This is a genomic window from Flavobacterium mesophilum, from assembly GCF_039581405.1.
Classification (GTDB): Bacteria; Bacteroidota; Bacteroidia; order Flavobacteriales; family Flavobacteriaceae; genus Flavobacterium.
In genome coordinates, this window is sequence record NZ_JBCPXZ010000001.1 from 457,604 (window position 1) to 480,719 (window position 23,116).

General features: G+C 36.7%; 12 protein-coding genes. 2 read left to right on the forward strand and 10 right to left on the reverse strand.

All coding sequences use genetic code 11. The features are described from left to right. Window positions 1-2 precede the first annotated feature (2 nt). The 5 genes from coaBC to AAYQ19_RS01890 form a co-directional block, all read right to left on the reverse strand. The gene (coaBC, locus tag AAYQ19_RS01870) at window positions 3-1,214 is read right to left on the reverse strand and encodes a bifunctional phosphopantothenoylcysteine decarboxylase/phosphopantothenate--cysteine ligase CoaBC (RefSeq protein WP_343533255.1); all 1,212 of its coding nucleotides are present in this window, start codon (window positions 1,212-1,214) and stop codon (window positions 3-5) included. A 9-nt stretch (window positions 1,215-1,223) separates the two neighbouring features. Beyond that, window positions 1,224-1,541, reverse strand: a complete 318-nt coding sequence (locus AAYQ19_RS01875; protein WP_008463064.1) for a DNA-directed RNA polymerase subunit omega — start codon at window positions 1,539-1,541, stop codon at window positions 1,224-1,226. A gap of 9 nt (window positions 1,542-1,550) precedes the next feature. Then, complete coding sequence (locus AAYQ19_RS01880) at window positions 1,551-2,345, reverse strand: outer membrane protein assembly factor BamD (RefSeq protein WP_343533257.1); 795 nt, start codon at window positions 2,343-2,345, stop codon at window positions 1,551-1,553. Between the two features lie 131 nt (window positions 2,346-2,476). Beyond that, complete coding sequence (dapA, locus tag AAYQ19_RS01885; RefSeq protein ID WP_343533259.1) at window positions 2,477-3,364, reverse strand: 4-hydroxy-tetrahydrodipicolinate synthase; 888 nt, start codon at window positions 3,362-3,364, stop codon at window positions 2,477-2,479. A 13-nt stretch (window positions 3,365-3,377) separates the two neighbouring features. After that, window positions 3,378-3,893: a DUF6913 domain-containing protein gene (locus AAYQ19_RS01890; protein WP_343533261.1), complete on the reverse strand. Its 516-nt coding sequence runs from the start codon at window positions 3,891-3,893 to the stop codon at window positions 3,378-3,380. Between the two features lie 47 nt (window positions 3,894-3,940). Between AAYQ19_RS01890 and AAYQ19_RS01895 the strand changes: the two genes are divergently transcribed. Continuing rightward, the gene (locus AAYQ19_RS01895) at window positions 3,941-4,720 is read left to right on the forward strand and encodes a 5'-nucleotidase C-terminal domain-containing protein (RefSeq protein ID WP_343533262.1); all 780 of its coding nucleotides are present in this window, start codon (window positions 3,941-3,943) and stop codon (window positions 4,718-4,720) included. Between the two features lie 52 nt (window positions 4,721-4,772). Further along, entirely contained in the window at window positions 4,773-5,684 is a 912-nt protein-coding gene (locus AAYQ19_RS01900; protein ID WP_343533263.1) for a bifunctional metallophosphatase/5'-nucleotidase, read from the forward strand. Here AAYQ19_RS01900 and AAYQ19_RS01905 read toward each other — a convergent pair. The 5 genes from AAYQ19_RS01905 to AAYQ19_RS01925 all read right to left on the reverse strand — a co-directional run bounded on the left by AAYQ19_RS01905 (window position 5,670) and on the right by AAYQ19_RS01925 (window position 22,634). Next, window positions 5,670-6,365, reverse strand: a complete 696-nt coding sequence (locus AAYQ19_RS01905; RefSeq protein WP_343533265.1) for a hypothetical protein — start codon at window positions 6,363-6,365, stop codon at window positions 5,670-5,672. The genes AAYQ19_RS01900 and AAYQ19_RS01905 overlap by 15 nt on opposite strands. Then, window positions 6,352-8,358, reverse strand: coding sequence for an NAD-dependent DNA ligase LigA (gene ligA, locus AAYQ19_RS01910; RefSeq protein WP_343533267.1), 2,007 nt, complete (start codon window positions 8,356-8,358; stop codon window positions 6,352-6,354). Before ligA ends, AAYQ19_RS01905 begins: the two co-directional genes overlap by 14 nt. 247 nt (window positions 8,359-8,605) lie before the next feature. Continuing rightward, window positions 8,606-10,543, reverse strand: coding sequence for an OmpA family protein (locus AAYQ19_RS01915; RefSeq protein WP_343533269.1), 1,938 nt, complete (start codon window positions 10,541-10,543; stop codon window positions 8,606-8,608). Window positions 10,544-10,554: 11 nt separating this feature from the next. After that, complete coding sequence (locus AAYQ19_RS01920) at window positions 10,555-11,487, reverse strand: PorP/SprF family type IX secretion system membrane protein (protein ID WP_343533271.1); 933 nt, start codon at window positions 11,485-11,487, stop codon at window positions 10,555-10,557. A gap of 47 nt (window positions 11,488-11,534) precedes the next feature. Further along, a complete protein-coding gene (locus AAYQ19_RS01925; RefSeq protein WP_343533273.1) occupies window positions 11,535-22,634 on the reverse strand; it encodes an Ig-like domain-containing protein in 11,100 nt (3,699 codons plus the stop codon). Window positions 22,635-23,116 lie beyond the last annotated feature (482 nt).

Here is a 23,116-nt window from a genome sequence, read left to right on the forward strand (position 1 = left end):
TATTATTTCGAAAAATGCAAAATCACTTTGCTTAAAATATCAACAGCAACAGACTCTTTTGATTTTAATTCCATTGGTTCGATTTTAAAATTTTTATCAATAAAAGTAACTTTATTGGTTTCTTTTTTAAAACCTGCACCTTCATCCTGCAAGGAATTAAGAACAATCAAATCTAAGTTTTTTTTCTGAATTTTCAGCTTAGCATTTTCAATTTCATTTTGAGTCTCTAAAGCAAATCCAATTAAAAACTGGTCTTTTTTTATAGCCCCCAACGATGCTAAAATATCTTTTGTTTTTTCAAGTTCAATTGAAAATTCTTCAGCTTCTTTTTTGATTTTCTGCGTAGCCACAACTTTCGGCCTGTAATCTGCCACCGCCGCCGCCGCGATTGCCACATCTACATCATTATAATGCAAATGACAAGCATCATACATGTCTTGTGCTGAAACTACATTTACAACCTCAATCGAACTGTTTTTTGCCTTAAAATGAGTTGGACCAGCAATTAGAATTACTTGTGCACCTAATTTTGCTGCTTCATTTGCGATATCAAAACCCATCTTTCCAGATGAATGATTTCCTATAAAACGTACAGGGTCTATCGCTTCGTATGTGGGACCAGCAGTTATTAGTATTTTTTTTCCTACTAATGGAAGTTTGCTTTCTAAATCGGCTTCAAGAAAAGTTATAATGTTCTCAGGTTCAGCCATTCGGCCTTCTCCAGACAATCCACTAGCTAATTCGCCACTTTCGGCAGGAATCATAATATTCCCGAATTGCTTTAAAGCAGCAAAACTAGATAAAGTCGAAGGGTGTTTATACATATCCAGATCCATTGCCGGAGCAAAATAAACAGGACATTTAGCCGATAAATAAGTAGCAATTAAAAGATTATCACAATTTCCTGTTGCCATTTTAGACAACGTGTTAGCTGTCGCCGGAGCAATCAACATGAAATCAGCCCAAAGCGCCAAATCAACATGGTTGTTCCAGACCGCGTCTTGATCATCTTCATTAAAGAAACTTGAGTGTACAGGATTTTTTGATAACGTAGATAACGTTAATGGAGTTACAAAATCCTTAGAAGCAGGTGTCATGATCACTTGGACATGTGCACCTGCTTTTATAAAAAGTCGTACTAATGAGGCTGTTTTATAGGCTGCAATTCCACCAGAAACTCCTAGCAGAATTTTTTTCCCGTTTAAAACTGACATTATACTATATTATTTGTTTGAACTTCTGTGGTAAGTTTTACCGTCTAACCATTCTTGAACAGCTAAAGCGTGTGGTTTTGGTAATTTTTCGTAAAATTTAGAAACTTCAATTTGCTCTTTATTTTCAAAAACTTCTTCAAGACTGTCATTGTAAGTCGCAAACTCTTCTAATTTCTCAGTTAATTCTTTTTTGATTTCAGAATTAATCTGATTTGCTCTTTTAGCCATAATGGTAATTGCTTCATACACATTTCCTGTTGGCTCTTCAATAACTGTTTTATTGTAAGTTATTGTGTTTACAGGAGCATTCGTCTTTTTTAAATCCATGACTTTATTTTATTTAATAAATTTTTGTAAATCTGTTTCCACTCGGGCATACATTTCGTCTGCCTGTTTTTTATATTTTGTATCGCTTTTAAACTTAATCAAGTTATTATACGCCACTTTTGCAACATTTAAACGCTCTTCCATTTTTTGAGGAATACTGTTTATCGCCAATTGATATGCTGAATCGTATTTGTAGAACAAAGCATCTTCTTTAAGAGATGTTCCAGGAAAATCAGCAATAAAATTATCAAATGCCACTAAAGCTGATTTATAATCAGAAATCGTATTGTATCCTTTAGCGTTTTCGTATGCTTTTTTCTCTAATTTTCCATTTAAAATCTTCACAGCTTCATTAGCCTGAGCAATGTATTCAGAATTAGGATAATTATCAATAAAAGCTTGTAATTTTTCCAAAGCTTTTACCGTATCTGCCTGATCTAAACTATAAACCGGAGCTAATTTTGAATAACTGTATGCACCCAAAAATGCCGCTTCTTGTACTTTTTCACTTCGTGGATAACCTGAAACAAAGCTTTCAAATTGATATCCAGCTAAATAATACTGATGTGTTTTATAGTAAGATTGTGAAAACATATAAAACAATTTTTCAGCCTGAGGTTTTCCTCTATACGAAGGTGCTAATTGTTCAAAAAGACGAATCGCTTTTGAATATTTGCCCGCATCATACATTTTTGTCGCCATTTCAAATTTTGCCGCAACATCCTCATTTTTTAATACCTTTTGGTAATCACTACATGAACAAAAAAGAGCAACAACAATTAATAGAGATACGATTTTTTTCATTTTCTTACTTTATATTATGATTTCTTAGACATTGTGCCAAAGCAAAATCGCACCGAAGTTCCGGTGGCAAATTTAGTTATTAATTTAGCTACTGCAAAATATTTTTTTTGTATAATAAAATACCGTCAGACTTACTCTGCTTTAATACTGCTTTTTACAAAATTATTCAATCTTGTCGCCAATGATTCATCAACTGGAACTAAAGGCAAACGCACCGTATTGTCAGCAATTCCAAGAGCTTGGAAGATTTGTTTGATTCCTGCAGGATTTCCTTGTTCGAAAATCATATCAATACTGTCTGACAAAAAATAATGTGTTTTAAACGCGTCGACAGCTTTTTTATTCAGTCCTAAACGAATCATTTCTGAGAATTCTTTAGGAAAACCTTGTCCAATTACCGAAATTACTCCTGCTCCACCAGCTAAAACAATTGGAAGCGCCAACATATCATCTCCTGAAATCACTAAGAAATCTTTAGGAGCATTTTTAATAATCTGCATGGCTTGAGCCATATCTCCAGCAGCTTCTTTTATTGCAACAACATTTTTAAAATCGTTTGCCAAGCGCACCACAGTTGAAGGCAACATATTGCTTGAAGTTCTTCCTGGCACATTATATAGGATTACAGGAATTGGCGAAGCTTCAGCAATTGCTTTAAAATGCTGATAAATTCCTTCTTGAGTTGGTTTATTATAATAAGGTGAGACAGAAAGAATAGCTTCAAAAGCTGAAAAATCTCTTGTTTTCAATTCTTCAACAATCTGCATTGTATTGTTTCCTCCTACTCCCAGAACTAGAGGTAATCTCCCTTTATTTACGTCGATTACTGTATTGATAACCAACTCCTTTTCGTCTTGAGTCAAAGTAGCATTTTCTGCTGTTGTACCCATAACTACAAGATATTCAACTCCTCCGTCAATCGAAAAATTAACGATACGCTGCAAAGCTTCGATATCAACTGAAAAGTCTTTTTTAAATGGAGTTACAAGCGCAACACCAGTTCCTATTAATGATTGCATATTTTGATTAAATTTATTTTATACTTTTTAAATACCTAAACAACTCGGAAACAAACACTTTGTAATTTTCAATTCCTGTATTTATCATCCATCGATTTAATTTTTGATCCACCGATGAAAATCCGATTTTAAATTTTGCTTTTGATCTGCTGGTCATCATCATCAAAATCGTTTTTTCAATTTCGTAATAACTAATCAAGAGATCAAATTTTGTTTCTATAAATTCAATTAAAAAAGATTCTGAAAATTCTCCCCTCCAATTGATTTGTTTTTCACCAAAAGTAGGTTTCGAATACGTTTTTTTCTTCTCAAATTTATCTTTATAAACGACAACTTTTATGTTTTTGACAGCAATTCCGTTCTGAACTAGCTCATTTATCAATTCTTCCGATTTGTCAAACTTGCTTTCATCTATCAATAAACCAATTGTTTGTATGTTGCTAGTAAAGACTTCGTTTTCGATATTATCATTCAGGCTATTTTTTAATGATTTTTTTACAAATAATTCCTTTATATAATTTAAAAACATAGTATTTTTACCAGATTACAAAATTAATTATTTAAGTCGCATTTAAGATGGTAAAACTAAAAAAGTATAACGTATTTTTAAAACTTTTTGTTATATTCTTAACACTTTTTTTTATTTTCTCCTGTAGCCCTAAAAACTACAACCTAACCAAGATCGAAGGAAAACAAATTCCGATCACTGAAAAAGGAGGTCAAACTCCAGAAATTGAAAATTTTATCAAACCTTATCGTGATCACATCAATAAAGATCTAGATAGCGTTTTAGCTTATTGTCCAGAAACTTTAGACAAAAGCACCGGAAAATGGCAGACAACAATTGGGTGTCTTATGGCTGATGTTTGTGTTCAAAGAGGAAACTTGGTTTTCAAAAAACGTGAAAATAAAACCATTGATCTATGTCTTTTAAATCACGGTGGGATTCGTGCTATTCTTCCAAAAGGAAATGTGACGACCAGAACTGCTTTTGAAATTATGCCATTTGAAAACAATTTAGTTGTTATTGCTTTAAAAGGACAACAAATTGAAGATATTGCGGCTTATATCATTAAAGAGAAAAAACCGCAACCATTGTCTGGAATGACTTTTACAATTGCTAAAAATAATACAGCAAAAAATATCCAAATTCAAGGAAAACCGCTTGACCTCAACAAAATTTATTATGTTGCAACAAATGATTATTTGGCAAATGGCGGAGACAGTATGACTTTTTTTGCTAAAGGTGTTCAAAAATTTGATTTGAACTATAAACTTCGAGATGTATTGATTGATTATTTTAAAGAAGTTGATACGGTTCCGGCACCGAGAGATATCAGAATTACTGAAGAATAATATTTCAAGAAAAAATTAAAATTACACGCGCTCGCGCAAAATAATATACTCCATGAAAAGAAGAGAATTTATCCAAAAAACTGCTGCAGGTACTACTTTGTTAGGTTTGGGATTATCATTAAGCAGTTTTGAATCTGACGATATTAAGCACCTGACTATTTTACATACTAATGATGTTCATAGTCATATTGATCCTTTTCCTGCAGATGATCCGAGAAATGCAAACAAAGGCGGTGTATCTCGTCGTGCTGCATTGATTGAAAGCATTCGTAAGGAAAATCCAAATGTGCTTTTACTAGACGCTGGAGATATTTTTCAAGGAACTCCTTATTTTAATTACTACGGAGGAGAATTGGAATTCAAATTGATGAGCATGATGAAATATGATGCTTCTACAATTGGAAACCACGATTTTGACAATGGTTTAGATGGTTTATATGCCCAAATGCCTCAAGCCAAATTCGAATTCATCAATTCTAATTATGACTTTAAAAACACAGTCATGAACGGACTTGTAAAGCCTTATAAAATTTTCAATAAAAGCGGAATCAAAGTGGGTGTTTTTGGGTTAGGAATTGAACTTGATGGTTTGGTTGACAAAAAAATGTACCAAGAAACCGTTTATAATGATCCCGTAGAAATTGCTCAAGACATGACGCAATTATTGAAAAAACAAGAAAAATGTGATTTGGTTATTTGCCTTTCACACCTTGGCTATAATTACCGAGACGACGAAAAGAAAATTTGTGATTTGAAATTAGCTGAATTAACTCAAGATATTGACTTAATCATTGGTGGTCACACACATACTTTTCTTGACAAGCCAACAATTGTAAAAAATAAAGCTGGTGAAAATGTATTGGTGAATCAGGTAGGTTGTTACGGAATTAATTTAGGCCGAATTGATTTTTATTTTGACAAAAACAAGAATCATACAAACCAAGGAAAATCAATTATTGTATAACATTTTCTTTTGGATCCTTGTTTTTTCAAGAAAGTATTCGACCATAAAATAGTATCCCAAAATTTGTGTTACATCACGAATGAGAACTAAAACAACCGAATACGAAAAATACTGATTGAAAATATAAAAGATGTCGGAAAAAATATAGCTTATAGCCATTAAAGACATCAAAAGTGCTAAATGTGTTCCTTTTGTAATATAAGTGACAAATGAATAATAGCTTAAAACACTTAAAACGATTCCGTAAAAAGTGTAAAGCAGATTAAATCTTTTCATGTTGTCAAGTTGAAGACTTAATACAGAAACCAGCAAATAGACAAGAAATATGACCACGATTGAAACGGGAAGAATATCTTTTCTTTTTAACTTTATTCTTTCGTGGTCTATTATAAAAAGCTTTAAAATCAATAAATACACGATTAAAAAGCTTATTACTCCACCAAGTTCTGATATTTCAATATCCATCAGATCAAAAACCTGCCCTACGAAGCAAAAGAAAAAAATCACACCTTCGGTTTTTCCAATTTTAAAATCACTGCTGATAATGAAATAGAAAAAAATGGCAGGCAAAACAACAGCTTTGGCATAAATTGCCAAAATATCCTGTTGCGTGCAGTCCAATATTATTGTAAACAATAAGGCTACAAAGAATAAAATCAAAGACGGTTTATTCGCTTTCATTTAGTTTCGTTATAAAATCTTCCTCAGACAATATAGGAATATTTAATTTATTGGCTTTTTCCAATTTTGCCGGTCCCATATTATCGCCCGCAACGACAAAATCAGTTTTGGCCGAAATTGAGCTTCCTACCTTTCCACCATTATCTTCGATTGTTTTTTTCAATTCATCTCTTGAAAACTGTGTGAACACACCTGAAACAACAAATGTTTTTCCGATGAATTTTTCTGTAGCGTTGGGGTTAATTTTTTCTATTATTTCAAACTGAACGCCATAACTTTTTAAACGTTCGATTATTTTTTTATTTTCTTCATTTTCAAAAAATTCGATTACGCTTTTGGCAATTCGTTCACCAATTTCATCGACCAAAATCAAATCCATTAATGAAGCCTGGGCTAAAGCATCGATGTTTTTATAATGTTTTGCTAATTTTTTGGCAACAGTCTCCCCTACAAATCTAATTCCTAGAGCAAAAAGAACGCTTTCAAACGGAATTTCCTTAGATTTCTCTACTCCATTCACTAAATTCTCTGCCGATTTTTGCGCCATTCTTTCCAGATGCAAAATATCTTCCACTTTCAATTCATACAAATCGGCGTAATTGTGTACTAAATTGTTTTTGAAAAGCAAAGCAACTGTTTCACCTCCAAGACCTTCAATATCCATTGCTTTTCTTGAAATATAATGTTGCACGCGCCCAATAATCTGAGGAGGACATCCGTAGAAATTTGGACAATAATGGTTTGCTTCGCCTTCGTTTCTAACCAATTCAGTCTGACATTCTGGACAATGTGTAATATAATGCGTTTTCTCTGAATCTTCTGGGCGTTTATCTAAATCAACTGCAATAATCTTTGGGATGATTTCTCCTCCTTTTTCAACAAAAACAGTATCATTTATTCTAATATCTAATTTCTCAATTTGGTCTGCATTATGCAATGAAGCTCTTTTTACAATAGTTCCAGCCAATTGAACTGGGGCTAAATTTGCCACTGGTGTAATCGCTCCTGTTCGTCCAACCTGATATGAAATTGAATTTAATTTAGTCGAAACTTGTTCAGCCTTAAATTTATAGGCTATCGCCCATCGTGGTGATTTTGCAGTATAGCCCAATTCTTCCTGATGCTGAATACTGTTTACCTTAACTACCACACCATCTGTCTCATAGGGCAAATTATGTCTGTGGGTATCCCAATAATCAATGAAATCAAAAACTTCATTCATACTGCCTACTAATTTTGCTTCTGTTGGAACTTTAAAGCCCCAACTTCTAGCCGATTCCAATCCTTGATATTGAGAAGAAAAAGGCAAATTATTTCCGGTAACAAAATACAAAAGGCATTCTAACGGACGCTTCGCAACCTCAGCACTATCTTGAAGTTTCAAACTTCCAGAAGCTGTATTTCTTGGATTTGAATAAGGTGTTTCTCCTATTTCAATCAATTCTTGGTTCATTTTTTCAAAACCGGCATAAGGCAGAATTATTTCGCCTCGTATATCAAACTTTTCAGGGTAATTTCCTTTCAACTGCAACGGCACCGATTTAATCGTTTTGATGTTATTCGTTACCTCATCGCCTTGAAAACCATCTCCACGTGTTAAAGCCTGAACCAATCTCCCGTTTTCATACGTAATACTAATCGACGCTCCGTCATATTTTAATTCGCAAGTATATTCCAATTTTACATTCCCTAAAACTCTTTGAATACGGTTTTCCCAATCCAATAAATCTTCTTTAGAATAAGAATTATCCAAAGAATACATGCGATATTGATGCGCAATTGTTTTAAAGTTTTTGGTAATTGCACCTCCTACACGTTGCGTTGGCGAATGCTCATCAAAAAATTCTGGATGTTTGTTTTCTAAATCTTGAAGCTCTTTTAATTTAATATCGAAATCATAGTCTGAAATTGTAGCATTATCAAGCACATAATAATTGTAATTGTGCTGGTTAAGTTCCTCTCGTAAAGCTTGAATATTTTCTTGAATTGTCATAAGATATTAAAATGATGCAGATTGTAATTTTGAATAACTGAATATCAAAATTAGGATTATTTTTTTTCAAAAGCATCAAAAAACTAAAGTTTTAAAAAATCAAAAATCAAGTCACAAAACAATGTGACTTGATTTCCTTCTTGTCCATTATTCTTAAAAAAGAATTAAACAAAACCAACTTCCAAATGGTTTCTTCGTTTTATATTTTTATAACTGATTATCAAATAATTAGCCTGTAAATATAAAACTATTTCTGGATAATGATAAAGTCTGAACGTCTATTTAACAAATGCTCTTCTTCGGTACATTTTACTCCATTTTTGCATTTGTTAATCAATCTGCTTTCTCCATAACCTTTTGCGCTTTCAATGCGAGAAGCATCAATTCCTTGAGAAATAATATAATCGCGTGTTGATTTTGCTCTATTGTCTGAAAGTTTCAAGTTATATGAATCTTTTCCACGAGAATCGGTGTGTGATTCAATCTTAATTCTGATGTTTGGAAACTTCTGCATGATGAAAACTACTTTGGTCAATTCTTCAACAGCCAAAGGTGTAATATCATATTTATCATAATCAAAATAGATTGGTTTAACATCGACTTTTTCAACGCCTTTGCTCTTAACAACCAAGTCATCATAATTACTCAATTCAAAATTGACATCTTTGATTTCACCTCCATTTTCTTTAGTTGTTTCAACCGTTTTTTCATCACTGGCATAATTTGGCTTTGCCGCAATCATTTTAACGATTTTTCCGCAAGGCACTTCAATGGCGTATTTACCTTCAAAATTTGTTTTTGTTTCACCAAGAATTTCGGTATATGAATTGTAAGCCATAATCGAAACATCAGTAAGTGGTAATCTTGTTTTGCGATCTATGGCCATACCAGAAATTGTTTGATTACAAACTGGTTTTCCTTTCACAAAAGAATAAATATCATCGTCGCCTTTTCCTCCTTCTCTATTTGATGAAACATAGCCATAAGTTTCTGTACCATCGATTACAAAAGTAAAATCGTCTTTATTGCTATTGATTGGTTCACCTAAATTAACAGGATCGGAGAAAGTTCCGTCAGGCAAAAGTTTGCTTTCGTAAACATCTAAATCTCCCAAACCGTAATGCCCATCAGAAGAAAAATAAAGTTTCCCATTTCTGAAATAAGGAAAAACTTCATTTCCAAGCGTGTTGATTTTTGGACCAAGATTTACCGGAGAACCCATTGTTCCATCATCTGCAATTTTCACATAATACAAATCAGTTTCACCAATTCCGCCTTTCATATCAGAAGCAAAGAAAAGCCATTTTCCATCTTCACTTAGTGCAGGATGTCCAACCGAATAATCGTTATTGTCAAAGAAAAGTTGTTGCGGATTTTCTAATTTATTGTTTACAATACTTCCTTTCACGATTTGAAAATTATTGGTTTTGCTTTCATCGATAACCAATTTGTTCTTCTTTACAATATTTGTAGAATAATAAATGGTTTTTCCGCTGGCGTCAAAAGAAGCGGTTGCTTCGTGATATTTCGTCATTACATTTGGAAGAAATAAGCTCTCATTAAGCAGACTCCCATCGGCTTGATTTCTTTCTGCCAAATACAGATTCAAGAAAGGCTGATTGTTCCAAGTATAAAGCTTTTCACTAAATTTTGTGGTATCTCTGGCAGATGTAAATACAATTTTGTCTTGAAAAAAAGTAGCTCCAAAATCAGATTTACTGGTATTAATATCCAAATTTTTGATGGTGTAAAGTGATTTTGCTTTAGACAAACTATCAAGTTGTTTTTTCTGAGCAACATATCTATTCACTTCATTTTGATCCCCTTTTTTATTCAGATATTCTTTTGTCATTTTATCTGCCTGATCGTAATCCTTTACGCCTTTTAAAGTCTGGATATAACGCAAGTAGTAAATATCGGTTAAATTATTGCCTTGCGCTTCATATAGTTTTTTATACCATTTCATGGCATTTCTTTCATCGGAAATAAAATAATATGAATCTGCGGCATTCTTTAACGTTTGTGTCGACGGACTTTTGCTGTTTTGAAGAATTTCTTCGTATGCCTTTGACGCATCTGCGTAAGCATAATTTCTAAACAGGGCATCCGCTTTCTTTAAATTAGTCTTTTGAGCAAAACTAAACGTAATGCTCAAGACTAAACTTAGGATATATAGTTTTTTCATAGGTTTTGGATTTAGAAGAATCGAGGAGATTTGATTTTACTTTCGCCTTTATTGAACTGATAACGGAGAATGATTTCGTGTGATCCGTCGTTGTATTTATTCAATTCACTAACGGTGTAATCAAAAGCGTATCCAACATAAAAACTTTTAGAAATCTGAAAACCTGCTAAGATGCTGACAGAATCATCTGTTCTGTACGAACCACCAATTACAAATTTTTCAGCAATCATAAAATTCGCCGATATATCAGCAGTAAGTGGCGCTCCACTCACTGCTTTTACTAAAAATGCAGGTTTAAATTTCAGATTCGGATTCAAATCAAAAACATAACCTCCCATGAAATAATAATGCAAACGATCATAGTCAATCGATTCCTGAACATCATCATAATAATCATTTTGGATGAAACTTGGAACTGATGCTCCAACATACCATTTATCAGTATAATAATAGATTCCGGCTCCAACGGCTAATTTTGCCTGATTGTCAATGTTTTGATTTAGTAAAACATCATTTGGATCATAATATCTCCCTTTTGACCAATCTACATTTAACATTCTCATACCTGCTTTCAAACCAAAAGCTAATCTTTTTTCATATCCAAGTGGAATGGAATAAGAAAAGTTTCCGTCAAGATAAAGTTCATTTGATGGACCAATTTTGTCATTGACAACGCTAAGTCCTAAACCCACTTTCTCATTTCGAAGTGGCGAATGAATGGAGAACGATTGTGTTTCTGGTGCTCCAGAAATTCCAACCCATTGTGAACGGTGCAAAAGTGTTGCTTCCAATGTGCCAGTAGACCCAGCATAAGCTGGATTTACTGCCATTGTATTGTACATATACTGCGTGTACTCCGGATCTTGCTGCGCACTGGCACAGACTGTGATGAAAGAGCATATCAGTATAAAATATGCTTCTAATGATTTTATATATAGTTTCATAACGATACTTATTTAGTTTAATTACTTAGATGATTAACAATGTCTGCTTATCTCATTATAGATAACCATCCTTTTTTAACCGTTCCGTCTCCAATGTCTATCACATAAAAATAAGTACCTGTTGGCAGCATATCTCCTCTATTAATAACTCCAGATACATTTGCAGTTCCGTTCCAGTCATTTTCATAGTGTTGTTTGCTGTAAACTAATGCACCATATCTGTTGTATACTTTCAATTCATTATTTGGATACGATTCGATACAGTCAATTCTAAAGAGATCATTTGCTCCATCATTATTTGGAGTGAACTCGTTATAAACTGTTAAACAAATTGGTTCGACAGAAACCGAAGCCGAGTTGTTTGAAGCATCAACATCTAAAGGAGTTGAAATTTCAACTGTAGCAACATTCAAGTAATTACCTCCTGGCAATACTTCAGCCACAACTGTCAATACCACACTTTGTCCAGCACTTAGAGTTGGAATTGTCCAAAGCTGTGTTGCAGTATCATAGGTTCCAGCTGTTGTGCTTGTACTCACTAAATCATAACCGCTAGGCAATAAATTACTAACCAACGTATTGATAAAACTTCCTTGTCCAACATTATTTACTGTTACTGTAAATGTCACCTGCTCGCCGAAATTTGGAGTCGGATTATTAACTGTATTTGTAATTGTCAAATCAGAACAAGTTGCCACCGTTACATTTAATGTTTTGGTTGTGGTTTCGTCACAAGTGTTGACATAAGTAACCTTAACCGTACCTGGACCAATATCAGACCATGATACTGTCACAGTTCCATCAGCAGTTCCACCACCTGAAACAATTGTTCCATTTGTAATTGACCAAACATAATTTGATTTCCCGTTTGCTACTGAATAAGTTACGCCTTGGAAAACACATGGTGTGTCGTCACTAGTAGTAATTGGAACCAAAGCATCATTTTCGAATGCAATTGTAACTCCTAATCTTGTTGCGCTTTCACAACCATTTGTTGTGTTAGCAAGAACCGAAGCGTAGTATGTTCCTGCAGTTAATTGTGTATTTGATGCTAAAGGTGTTCCGCCTGTTGCAGAAGCATACCATACTACATTTGGCTCATTAACCAAGATATTAGCAAGTGTTGGCAATTTAGACAAACAGAATGTTTGTGTTGTTCTTGGCGTTGTAACCACTCCTGGAGTATTTACATTTACCACAACTGCTAAACGAACTGGATTCTCACAGCCTATTGCACTTGAAACTGCTCCATAATAAGTTCCTGTAGCCAATGGCGTTGATGCTGGAATTGCTGTTCCGCCAGTTGCTGCGTTATACCAAACTACATTTGCTTCGTTAACCTGAATATTAGCCACTGTAGGCGAATTCAATGTACAGAAGTTTTGCGTTGCATTTGCTGTTGTTGGTGTCGGACTTGGATTTGTTACTGTAACCGTTACCTGTAAACGAGTTGAGCTTTCGCATCCTGTTGCAGGATCTATAATATTTCCAAAATAAGTACCTGTCACTAATGCCGTTGTTGCTGGAATTGCAGTTCCGCCTATCGCAGTACTAAACCAAGTAACATTGCTTTCGTTAACTTGAATATTAGCAATTGTTGGTGCTGCTGTTGAACAGAAACTTTGAGAAGCATTTGTTGTTGTTGGATTTATAGTGTTTCCAACTGTAACATTTACCGCCAATCTTACACTGCTTTCACAGCCTGTTACTGGATCTTTAATCGCTCCAAAATAAGTACCAGTCGCCAAAGCAGTAGTTGCTGGGATTACTGTTCCTCCTGTTATAGTGCTGTACCAAACTACATTCGCTTCATTTACCTGAATATTGGCAACTGTCGGCGCATTTCCAGAACAGAAAACCTGTGCTGCATTTGTAGTAGTTGGAGTCGCTGGATCTGTTACATTTATTGTTACACTCAATCTTGTTGCGCTCTCGCATCCTGTTGCAGGATCGCTGATAGCAGCATAATATGTGCCATTTGCCAATGCCTGAGTTGATGGAATAAGATTTCCTCCAGTTACAGCATCATACCAAACGATGTTTGCTTCGTTGAACTGAACGCTTGCGAAAGTCGGCGCATTGATCAGACAGAAATTCTGAGTTCCTGCGTTTACCAATGTCGGTGTGCCCGGATCGTTTACGCTGATTGTCACGCTTAATCTTGTCGCGCTCTCGCATCCTGTTGCTGGATCGCTGATTGAAGCAAAATAAGTACCGCTTGTCAAAGCCTGAGTCGATGGAATAAGATTTCCTCCTGTCATGGCATCATACCAAACGATGTTTGTTTCATTGAACTGAACGCTTGCGAAAGTCGGCGCATTGATCAGACAGAAATTCTGTGTTCCTGCATTTACCAATGTCGGTGTTCCCGGATCGTTTACGCTGATTGTCACGCTCAATCTTGTTGCGCTCTCGCATCCTGTTGCTGGATCGCTGATTGCAGCATAGTATGTGCCGCTCGCCAATGCTTGAGTTGATGGAATAAGATTTCCTCCAGTAATGGCATCATACCAAACGATGTTTGTTTCGTTGAACTGAACGCTTGCGAAAGTCGGTGCATTAATCAGACAGAAATTCTGAGTTCCTGCATTTACCAATGTCGGTGTTCCTGGATCGTTCACGCTGATTGTCACGCTCAATCTTGTTGCGCTCTCGCATCCTGTTGCCGGATCGCTTATTGAGGCATAATAAGTGCCATTTGCCAATGCTTGAGTAGATGGAATCAAGTTTCCTCCTGTCAGGGCATCATACCAAACGATGTTTGTTTCATTGAACTGAACGCTTGCGAAAGTCGGCGCATTCACCAAACAGAAGTTTTGTGTTCCTGCGTTTACCAATGTCGGTGTTCCCGGATCGTTTACGCTGATTGTCACGCTCAATCTTGTAGCACTCTCGCATCCTGTTGCTGGATCGCTGATTGCAGCATAATATGTGCCACTTGCCAATGCCTGAGTTGATGGAATAAGATTTCCTCCAGTTACAGCATCATACCAAACGATGTTTGTTTCATTGAACTGAACGCTTGCGAAAGTCGGTGCATTAATCAAGCAGAAGTTTTGTGTTCCTGCATTTACCAATGTCGGTGTTCCTGGATCGTTTACATTTATTATAACACTCAATCTTGTTGCACTTTCACAGCCTGTTGCCGGATCGCTGATTGCAGCATAGTATGTGCCGCTCGCCAATGCCTGAGTTGATGGAATAAGATTTCCTCCAGTCATGGCATCGTACCAAACGATGTTTGTTTCGTTGAACTGAACGCTTGCGAAAGTCGGCGCATTGATCAGACAGAAATTCTGAGTTCCTGCATTTACCAATGTTGGTGTTCCTGGATCATTCACGCTTATTGTCACGCTCAATCTTGTTGCGCTCTCGCATCCTGTTGCAGGATCGCTTATTGCGGCAAAATAAGTGCCATTTGCCAATGCCTGAGTTGATGGAATAAGATTTCCTCCCGTCACAGCATCATACCAAACGATGTTTGCTTCGTTGAACTGAACGCTTGCAAAAGTCGGCGCATTCACCAAACAGAAGTTTTGCGTTCCTGCATTTACCAATGTTGGTGTTCCTGGATCGTTTACGCTTATTGTCACGGTCAATCTTGTCGCGCTCTCGCATCCTGTTGCAGGATCACTGATTGCAGCGTAATATATGCCGCTTGCCAATGCCTGAGTTGATGGAATCAAGTTTCCTCCTGTCAAGGCATCATACCAAACGATGTTTGTTTCATTGAACTGAACGCTTGCAAATGTCGGCGCATTGATCAGACAGAAATTCTGAGTTCCTGCATTTACCAATGTCGGTGTTCCTGGATCGTTTACGCTGATTGTCACGCTCAATCTTGTCGCGCTCTCGCATCCTGTTGCTGGATCGCTGATTGCAGCATAGTATGTGCCGCTCGCCAATGCCTGAGTTGATGGAATAAGATTTCCTCCAGTCATGGCATCGTACCAAACGATGTTTGTTTCGTTGAACTGAACGCTTGCAAATGTCGGCGCATTGATCAAGCAGAAGTTTTGTGTTCCTGCATTTACCAATGTCGGTGTTCCTGGATCGTTTACATTTATTGTAACACTCAATCTTGTTGCACTTTCACAGCCTGTTGCTGGATCGCTTATTGAGGCATAATAAGTGCCATTTGCTAATGCTTGAGTAGATGGAATCAAGTTTCCTCCTGTCAAGGCATCATACCAAACGATGTTTGTTTCATTGAACTGAACGCTTGCGAAAGTCGGCGCATTCACCAAACAGAAGTTTTGCGTTCCTGCATTTACCAATGTTGGTGTTCCAGGATCGTTTACGCTGATTGTCACGCTCAATCTTGTCGCGCTCTCGCATCCTGTTGCTGGATCGCTGATTGCAGCGTAATATGTGCCGCTTGCCAATGCCTGAGTTGATGGAATCAAGTTTCCTCCAGTTACAGCATCATACCAAACGATGTTTGTTTCATTGAACTGAACGCTTGCGAAAGTCGGCGCATTGATCAGACAGAAATTCTGTGTTCCTGCATTTACCAATGTCGGAGTTCCTGGATCGTTTACGCTGATTGTCACGCTCAATCTTGTTGCGCTCTCGCATCCTGTTGCTGGATCGCTGATTGCAGCATAATATGTGCCGCTTGCCAATGCTTGAGTTGATGGAATAAGATTTCCTCCAGTCATACCATCGTACCAAACGATGTTTGCTTCGTTGAACTGAACGCTTGCGAAAGTCGGTGCATTAATCAAGCAGAAGTTTTGTGTTCCTGCATTTACCAATGTCGGTGTTCCTGGATCGTTTACATTTATTATAACACTCAATCTTGTTGCACTTTCACAGCCTGTTGCCGGATCGCTTATTGAAGCATAATAAGTGCCATTTGCTAATGCTTGAGTAGATGGAATCAAGTTTCCTCCTGTCAAGGCATCATACCAAACGATGTTTGTTTCATTGAACTGAACGCTTGCGAAAGTCGGCGCATTTACCAAACAGAAGTTTTGCGTTCCCGCATTTACCAATGTCGGTGTTCCTGGATCGTTTACGTTGATAACAACAGCCAAACGAATACTACTTTCGCAATTTGTAATTGGGTCTTTTGCTGTAGCATAATAAGTCCCACTCACTAAAGCATCAGTAGACAACAAAGGCGTTGTAGATGTATTGCTGTTGTACCAAACTACATTAGATTCATTAACTTGAATACTAGCAACCGTTGGATTATTGATCAAACAGAAATTCTGAGTCGAATTGTTTGTAGTTGGTGTATTTGGATCACTAATAATAATTACAGCATCTTGCAATGTTCCTGCTAAGTTTTCACAAGTTCCATCGCTTGAAACTGCAACATAATAAGTTATTGGGCTCACAGCACGCGTTAAGCCAGTAACTGTTAAAACTCCTGTCGTACTTACTGAATAAGTTACTCCTGCGGGCGTATTGTCTACAAGTGGCGTTTTATTGTTGTCAGCATACCAAGTGAAAACAGGATTTGTCAATGTTGGCGCAGTTGGTGTCAATGATGCTGCAACTCCATTACATACTGTTAAATCGTCAACCTCGATATCTGTTGCTACTGATGGAGGCAAAATAGTAAATGTTATTTGTTTTCTATCTGCTTCGGCAGTCTCACAATATTCATCTGAACTCACACCAACAAAATAAGTGTATGTTCCTGGCACTAAACTATTCACAGTTAATGATGGTCCTGTTGCACCAGCAACTGGTTGGCTTGTAGTTCCATCAAAGCTGTACCAGTGATATACTGGATTTGTAAATGTCCCAACCAAACTTGTAGCCAAAGTTACTGTTCCTGATGGAGAACATATTGAAGTTGTTGTGCCTCCGTTCAAAGTAATATCTGTTAAAATATTCTCTGGACTTGTAGCTCTAACCTCAACAGTAACTTCACCTCTTGTCATTGCTTCACATCCATAACGAACTGGCTGAATGTAATATTTGTATGTTCCTGCAGCTAATGTAGCTGGGACTGTATATGAAATACCGCTAGCTACGATTGAACCACCTGTAGGCGAATCATACCAAACATAAGTAGAACAAGCTTCTTCCGGTATTTGAAGCGTTACAGTACCTCCCGGACAGACCGTTACCTTATTAGTTGGTCCGCCTCCTATAACCGAAGTATTTGCAACACGCTCAACAGTATGAACTCGTAAGAATTCTAAAACCCCTGCAACACCGCCAAAACGGATTCTAACTCTGTCATATGATTCTGTTGGTGAAGAAACCAACACCATTGCCATTGTATTTGCAGATAATAATTTTAGGCTTAATAATGTACTATTATTTTGAATTGGTGCTCCAACTGCAACGTTTCCTAAATAACGTTGAATGCTAAAGCCTGTCAATAAATTAACATTCAAAATTGTACCCGGTTTTGAAATCACAATTCTTAAAGTATCGCTTACTACAGATGGCGTTTTGAATTGAACCGTCATATCCGCAGCAGCAAGGGCGCCAACGCCACTATACATCGTTGCAAAAGTTGTAACATCATTATCAGCTATATTCCAAGCATCGCTAACTCCAACAGTTGCAGTTAATGCCCCTACTGGAAGTCCTAAATCAGTTGTTCCATAAAAAATATCTTGAATATCCCCTGGTGTACAGGCAACTGTAGTAACTGATTTATTATAATAAGCTTCGTATACTTTAGTATTTTGAGCAATACTTACAAGAGAACCTGAAACAATTCGTATTCCATCATAATCTTGTGGTCCTGCAGCATTAGAAGGAACAAAAGTAAATTCGTATGCATTATCTCCCGGAAGTAAATTCAATAATGCTCCTGAAACTGGCTGTAATGTGCCAATATCAACACCGGCTTTAGTTCCAATTACTGAAACTCCTTGCGCTACACCTAATCCACTATACTCAGAACCTAATTTAATAGTTACTGGTGTTCCTTTAACGATATTTGCTGGCCAAGTTAAATTTTGCCAAGTTGTGCCAATTCCTAAAAGCCCAACTCCAGTAACAATAGTTGAAAATGTTTGCGGATTTCCATCAACAGCATTTGCTCCATTTGCTACACCTCCTGTAATGATTGAACCTGAACTTTGTGCAGTAGCATAAACTCTTTCTATTAACGATTGACAATTGTCTGGATCTTTTACATTGATTGAAAGTGTTCCTGTTACTGAACATGAACCCAATGTTGCTACCACTGTGTAAGTATAAATTCCCGGAACATTTAGTGCTCCAGTCATAAACGGTGGACCTGCCAATGCATTTCCTTGTGGATCATACCAAGCTAATGTTCCGTTTGAAGTAGCATTTAAAGTTACATTTGTACCTTGAGCTACAGATTGTGCTGGATCGACAGTCAAGCTTGGCAGCGGATTAACCATCACGTTTACTGCTTGTTTTGCAGATGGACAATCAATTCCGCTTCCCTGAGCCTGAACCGAGTAAACACCACTAATCGTTATATTCATTGCCGCTTCATCCGTCATAATTGCGTCTGAAGGATCAAAGAAAGTATATGTTGTATTTCCACTAGTATCAAGTGCCGTAATAGCATTTTTTAAATTAGCACTTCCACACGCAACTAGTGGTGATGTTACTGCTAAAGTTGTACTAGTTGCTGGGAAATTCACTACTACTGGTTGTAATGTATTTGCTTCATTATCACAGCTCGCAGTATTCCCAACAGCAATATAATAAGTATAAGATGTTCCTGAAGTAAATCCATTAATAGTAAGTGCTCCTGTTGATGCATCTTTAGAGAAAGTAAATCCAGGTTGTGCAACAACTGTTGAACCTGTTATAATTTCTTGCGTTTTTGCTTGATCAGTATAATATTTAAATTGCGGTGCTGTTAAGCTTGAAGTTGGAGACAAAACAGCCGTCCCAGCGCAAGATGATACTACTGGACTTGCAATAGTAATATCTGCCGCAACTGACAAAGGCAGTACTGTCACTGTTACAGGCTGACGAACACTGTTGATACATGTACCGCCTCGAACAGCTTCAATATAATATGTTTTTGAAGCTGTTAAGTTTCCTGTATTTAAAGTATTTGTGCCACTAGCCAAAGCCGTTCCACCACTAGCAACATCATACCAATTAAGTACATCACCAGCCGTCGTTGATGCTGTTAATGTTGTTGAAGTTCCTGAACAAATTGGTGAAGATGCACCTGTAATTGTTGCTTCTTTATATCTATACGAAGCGCCATAAATATCTAAACTAGAAAGTACTGTTGCTAATCCTCCTAAACGAACTTCTACAGCAGTAAAATCTCCTGATGTTACAAAACTTGCTTTTAAAAGCTCACCACCTAATAATTGAACATTCACTAATGATCCTATATTAACCTGATCACTATTTGGTGTTGCTCCATTATAACTTCTTAAACTAATGTAAGAAAGAGCATTTACATCGGCAATTCCGCCTGGTATTCCCAATTCAACATCAATAATGTCACCTGCTTTTCCTGAAGTTGAAAAAGTAAGCATTTGTTGAATATATTCTCCAACTAAACCAACAGGGACTGTCAGTCTAGCAGCAGTTGCGCTGTTTCCATCAACAGAAGCGCCAGGAGTAGTAGCAAAACATGTAGCGCAAAGTGTTAATCCGCCACCTTGTGAAGTTACCTGTCCATTTGCTTGCAAACAAGAAGTAATTGGCGCTACTGGCGTTACAACAACATTTATTGCTGTTCTAGTAGCACTAACACAATTAGAAGTACTTCTTGCTTCGATATAATAAGTTTTATCTGCTGTTAAAGCCGGACTTGGAGTATAACTCGGATTATCGGTCACTAATGCTGTTCCTCCTGTAGGCACATCATACCAATCATAAGCTACACCCGCCACCGGATTTGAAACTTGCAAAGTAACTACTTGTCCTGAAGGAATAATTACCGTTGACGAAGCAACAGTTGGAGCTGCAGGCAACGGATTAACAGTAATCAATGCTTGAGCACGTGTTGGACTTGAACAACTTCCAATTACAGATTCAACATAATAATTTGTTGAAGCATTCAAGGTTGGAGTCGTAAAAGAAGTTCCTGTGAATACTAAATTTCCAGCAGTCGCAGCATCATACCAATTATAAGTTGTTCCTGCAACTGGAGATTGTACTGTTATTGTAGCTGTTTGTCCTGCACAAATACTTGCAGAACCTCCGGTTAGAGTTGCCACTACTGGATCATTAACTGTAATTGGAACCTCAAAACGTACACTGTTTACACAACCATTTCGAGTTATTTCTGCCCAATAACTTGTGTTGGCAGTCAAATTTGGTGTTGTAAAAGCTGCAGTACTTGCCAATGAAGCGCCGCCAGTGGCTGCAGAATACCAATTAACGGTTTCTCCAACAGCAAGGCCTGCAGTTAGTGTAGTATTTTGTCCACTACAAATGATTTTATTTCCAGTAACATTTGGATCTCCATATCTATAACTTGCTTGATAAATATCTAAACTCGTTAAGGCAGAAACCAAACCGCCTAAACGAACTTCCACTCTGTCAAAATTTGCACCTGCAGTGATACTCGCTCTAAAACGATTTCCTCCTAATAATTGAACGCTTACTAAATTATTTATCGAAACTCGATCATTATTAAAAGTCGCTCCGTTATAAGTTGCTAAACTAATATAATTCAATAAACTTAAATCAAGAACTCCACCTGGCAATTCCAATTCAACATCAATAACATCTCCCGCTTTTCCAGGATTGTTAAATTGTAATGTTTGCTGAATCCATCCGTTTACTAAACCAACTGGTACGGTTAAACGCGCTGCAGTATTAATATCTCCATCAACAGAATTATCTGGATTTGTACTATTGCACAATAAACAAAGACCATTCAAACTAGTCTGCTGACTGTTTGCCAATAAACAACCTCCTGCAGGAGTACTTACAACATTTACAGTTATAGCAGTTCTCGATGTACTAACACAACCTCCAGTTGCACTCTGCGTTTCTACATAATAAGTTTTTGTAGCCGTTAAAATCGGAGTGGTAAAAGTTGAAGTATTAGTTGCAATTGCTGTTCCTCCTGTTGGAACATCATACCAATTTAAAGTTACCCCAGCTTCAGATGTTGTTGCGCTTAAAGTCGCATTTTGACCTGATTGTATTGTTACACTTTGTGTCAATGCTGTAGCTGCCGCAGGAACTGCAACTGATACTACATCTACTTGAGCACGAGTCGGACTTATACAACTTCCAATAACAGCTTCTACATAAAAGCTAGTTGTTCCAAGAGGAACTGTTGGAGAATACGAGTTTCCAGAAGCTAATATTGTAGTACTCGTAGGTGATGAATACCAATTATAAGTCGTTCCTGGAATTGGGTTAATTAATGATAATGTAGTTTGCTGTGTTGCTCCCGAAGAACAAACTGCAGTTCCCGAAGAACTTATTGCAGGAGCTACAGGATTTGATACATTCACAACAACTGGCACACGGTTATTACCTTCGCATCCACCTGCTCTCGCTACACCAATATAATAGGTAGTATTAGCAGTCAAAGTTGGAGTAACCAAAGTATTTCCTGTTGCTAGTGCAGTTGTCGAAGAAGCAGAACTGTACCATGCTAAAGTAGTACCAGCTACTGGCACAGCAGTCAGAGTTGTTGATGTTCCAGAACAAATCGTTTGATTTAAACCTCCCGTTACAGTAGGTTTGGCAAAATCCAACCGAACATCATAAACTCTCAAATTAACCAGAAGACTTAAAAGTCCTCCAACTTGAATTTGCACTTGATTGGCATCACCCGGAACAGTGTATCTGACCTCTCCTATGGCATTGCCTGATAACAGACTTAGGTTCAAAACTGGGCTGTTAAGCGCCACTCTTGGACCTACATCTGTTCCGGAAAGTTTGGTTTGAATTGATACGTTAGACAATAGTCCAACATCAAGCAAACCATTGCCTGTTCCTAAATAAAGTACAATTTCATCGCCAGCTTTTACCGTCTGATTCAATGTCATGGTCTCTTCGACCAAACAGAGAAGTCCGACTGCATTTTGCAGCGTTGCAAATGTCGTTAGGCCCGGATCGTTGTCATAGGCCAATGTGGGATTACTTACATCTAAACCTACACATAATAAACCTGCTTGACTGTTTGTTTGAGACACTGGTCTACAAACAGTCTGAGAAAAAGCATTACTACATAATAGGAATAAAAATAATAGCCCCATTAATCTCTTCTGAAAGATGAGATCACAAAAAGTAAAATTTCTTTTCATAATTTGGAAGATTAGAAAATGGACAATAAAAAACCTGCTGCGATAAACACGTATGTTTATGCAATTAAAAAAATACTGATAATCAACAATTTAAAACATAATTCAGGTATTCGGGGCTTACCTATAAATTACATTTCCATTAAAAAAAACATTTTGGATTACACATAACTATGTATACCATAGAGAACTGTTATTCAGTTTGAATAATAAGTTCCTCAAAACAATTAGGAAATACTGATCTAGACCATTCTTCCTAATGAAGTGATTTGTTTGAAGCTTAATTTTCATAAAAGAAAAATTAAATTACTATGTGCGGGGGAATTTTTATTTTAATATTCTAGTTCCAATTTCTATAAAAAGTTGATTAGGCTTCCTTAAGATTTTCTTTTTAGAAAAATCTAAAAAAATTGAAACTTTTAATGCAGTTGCACTAT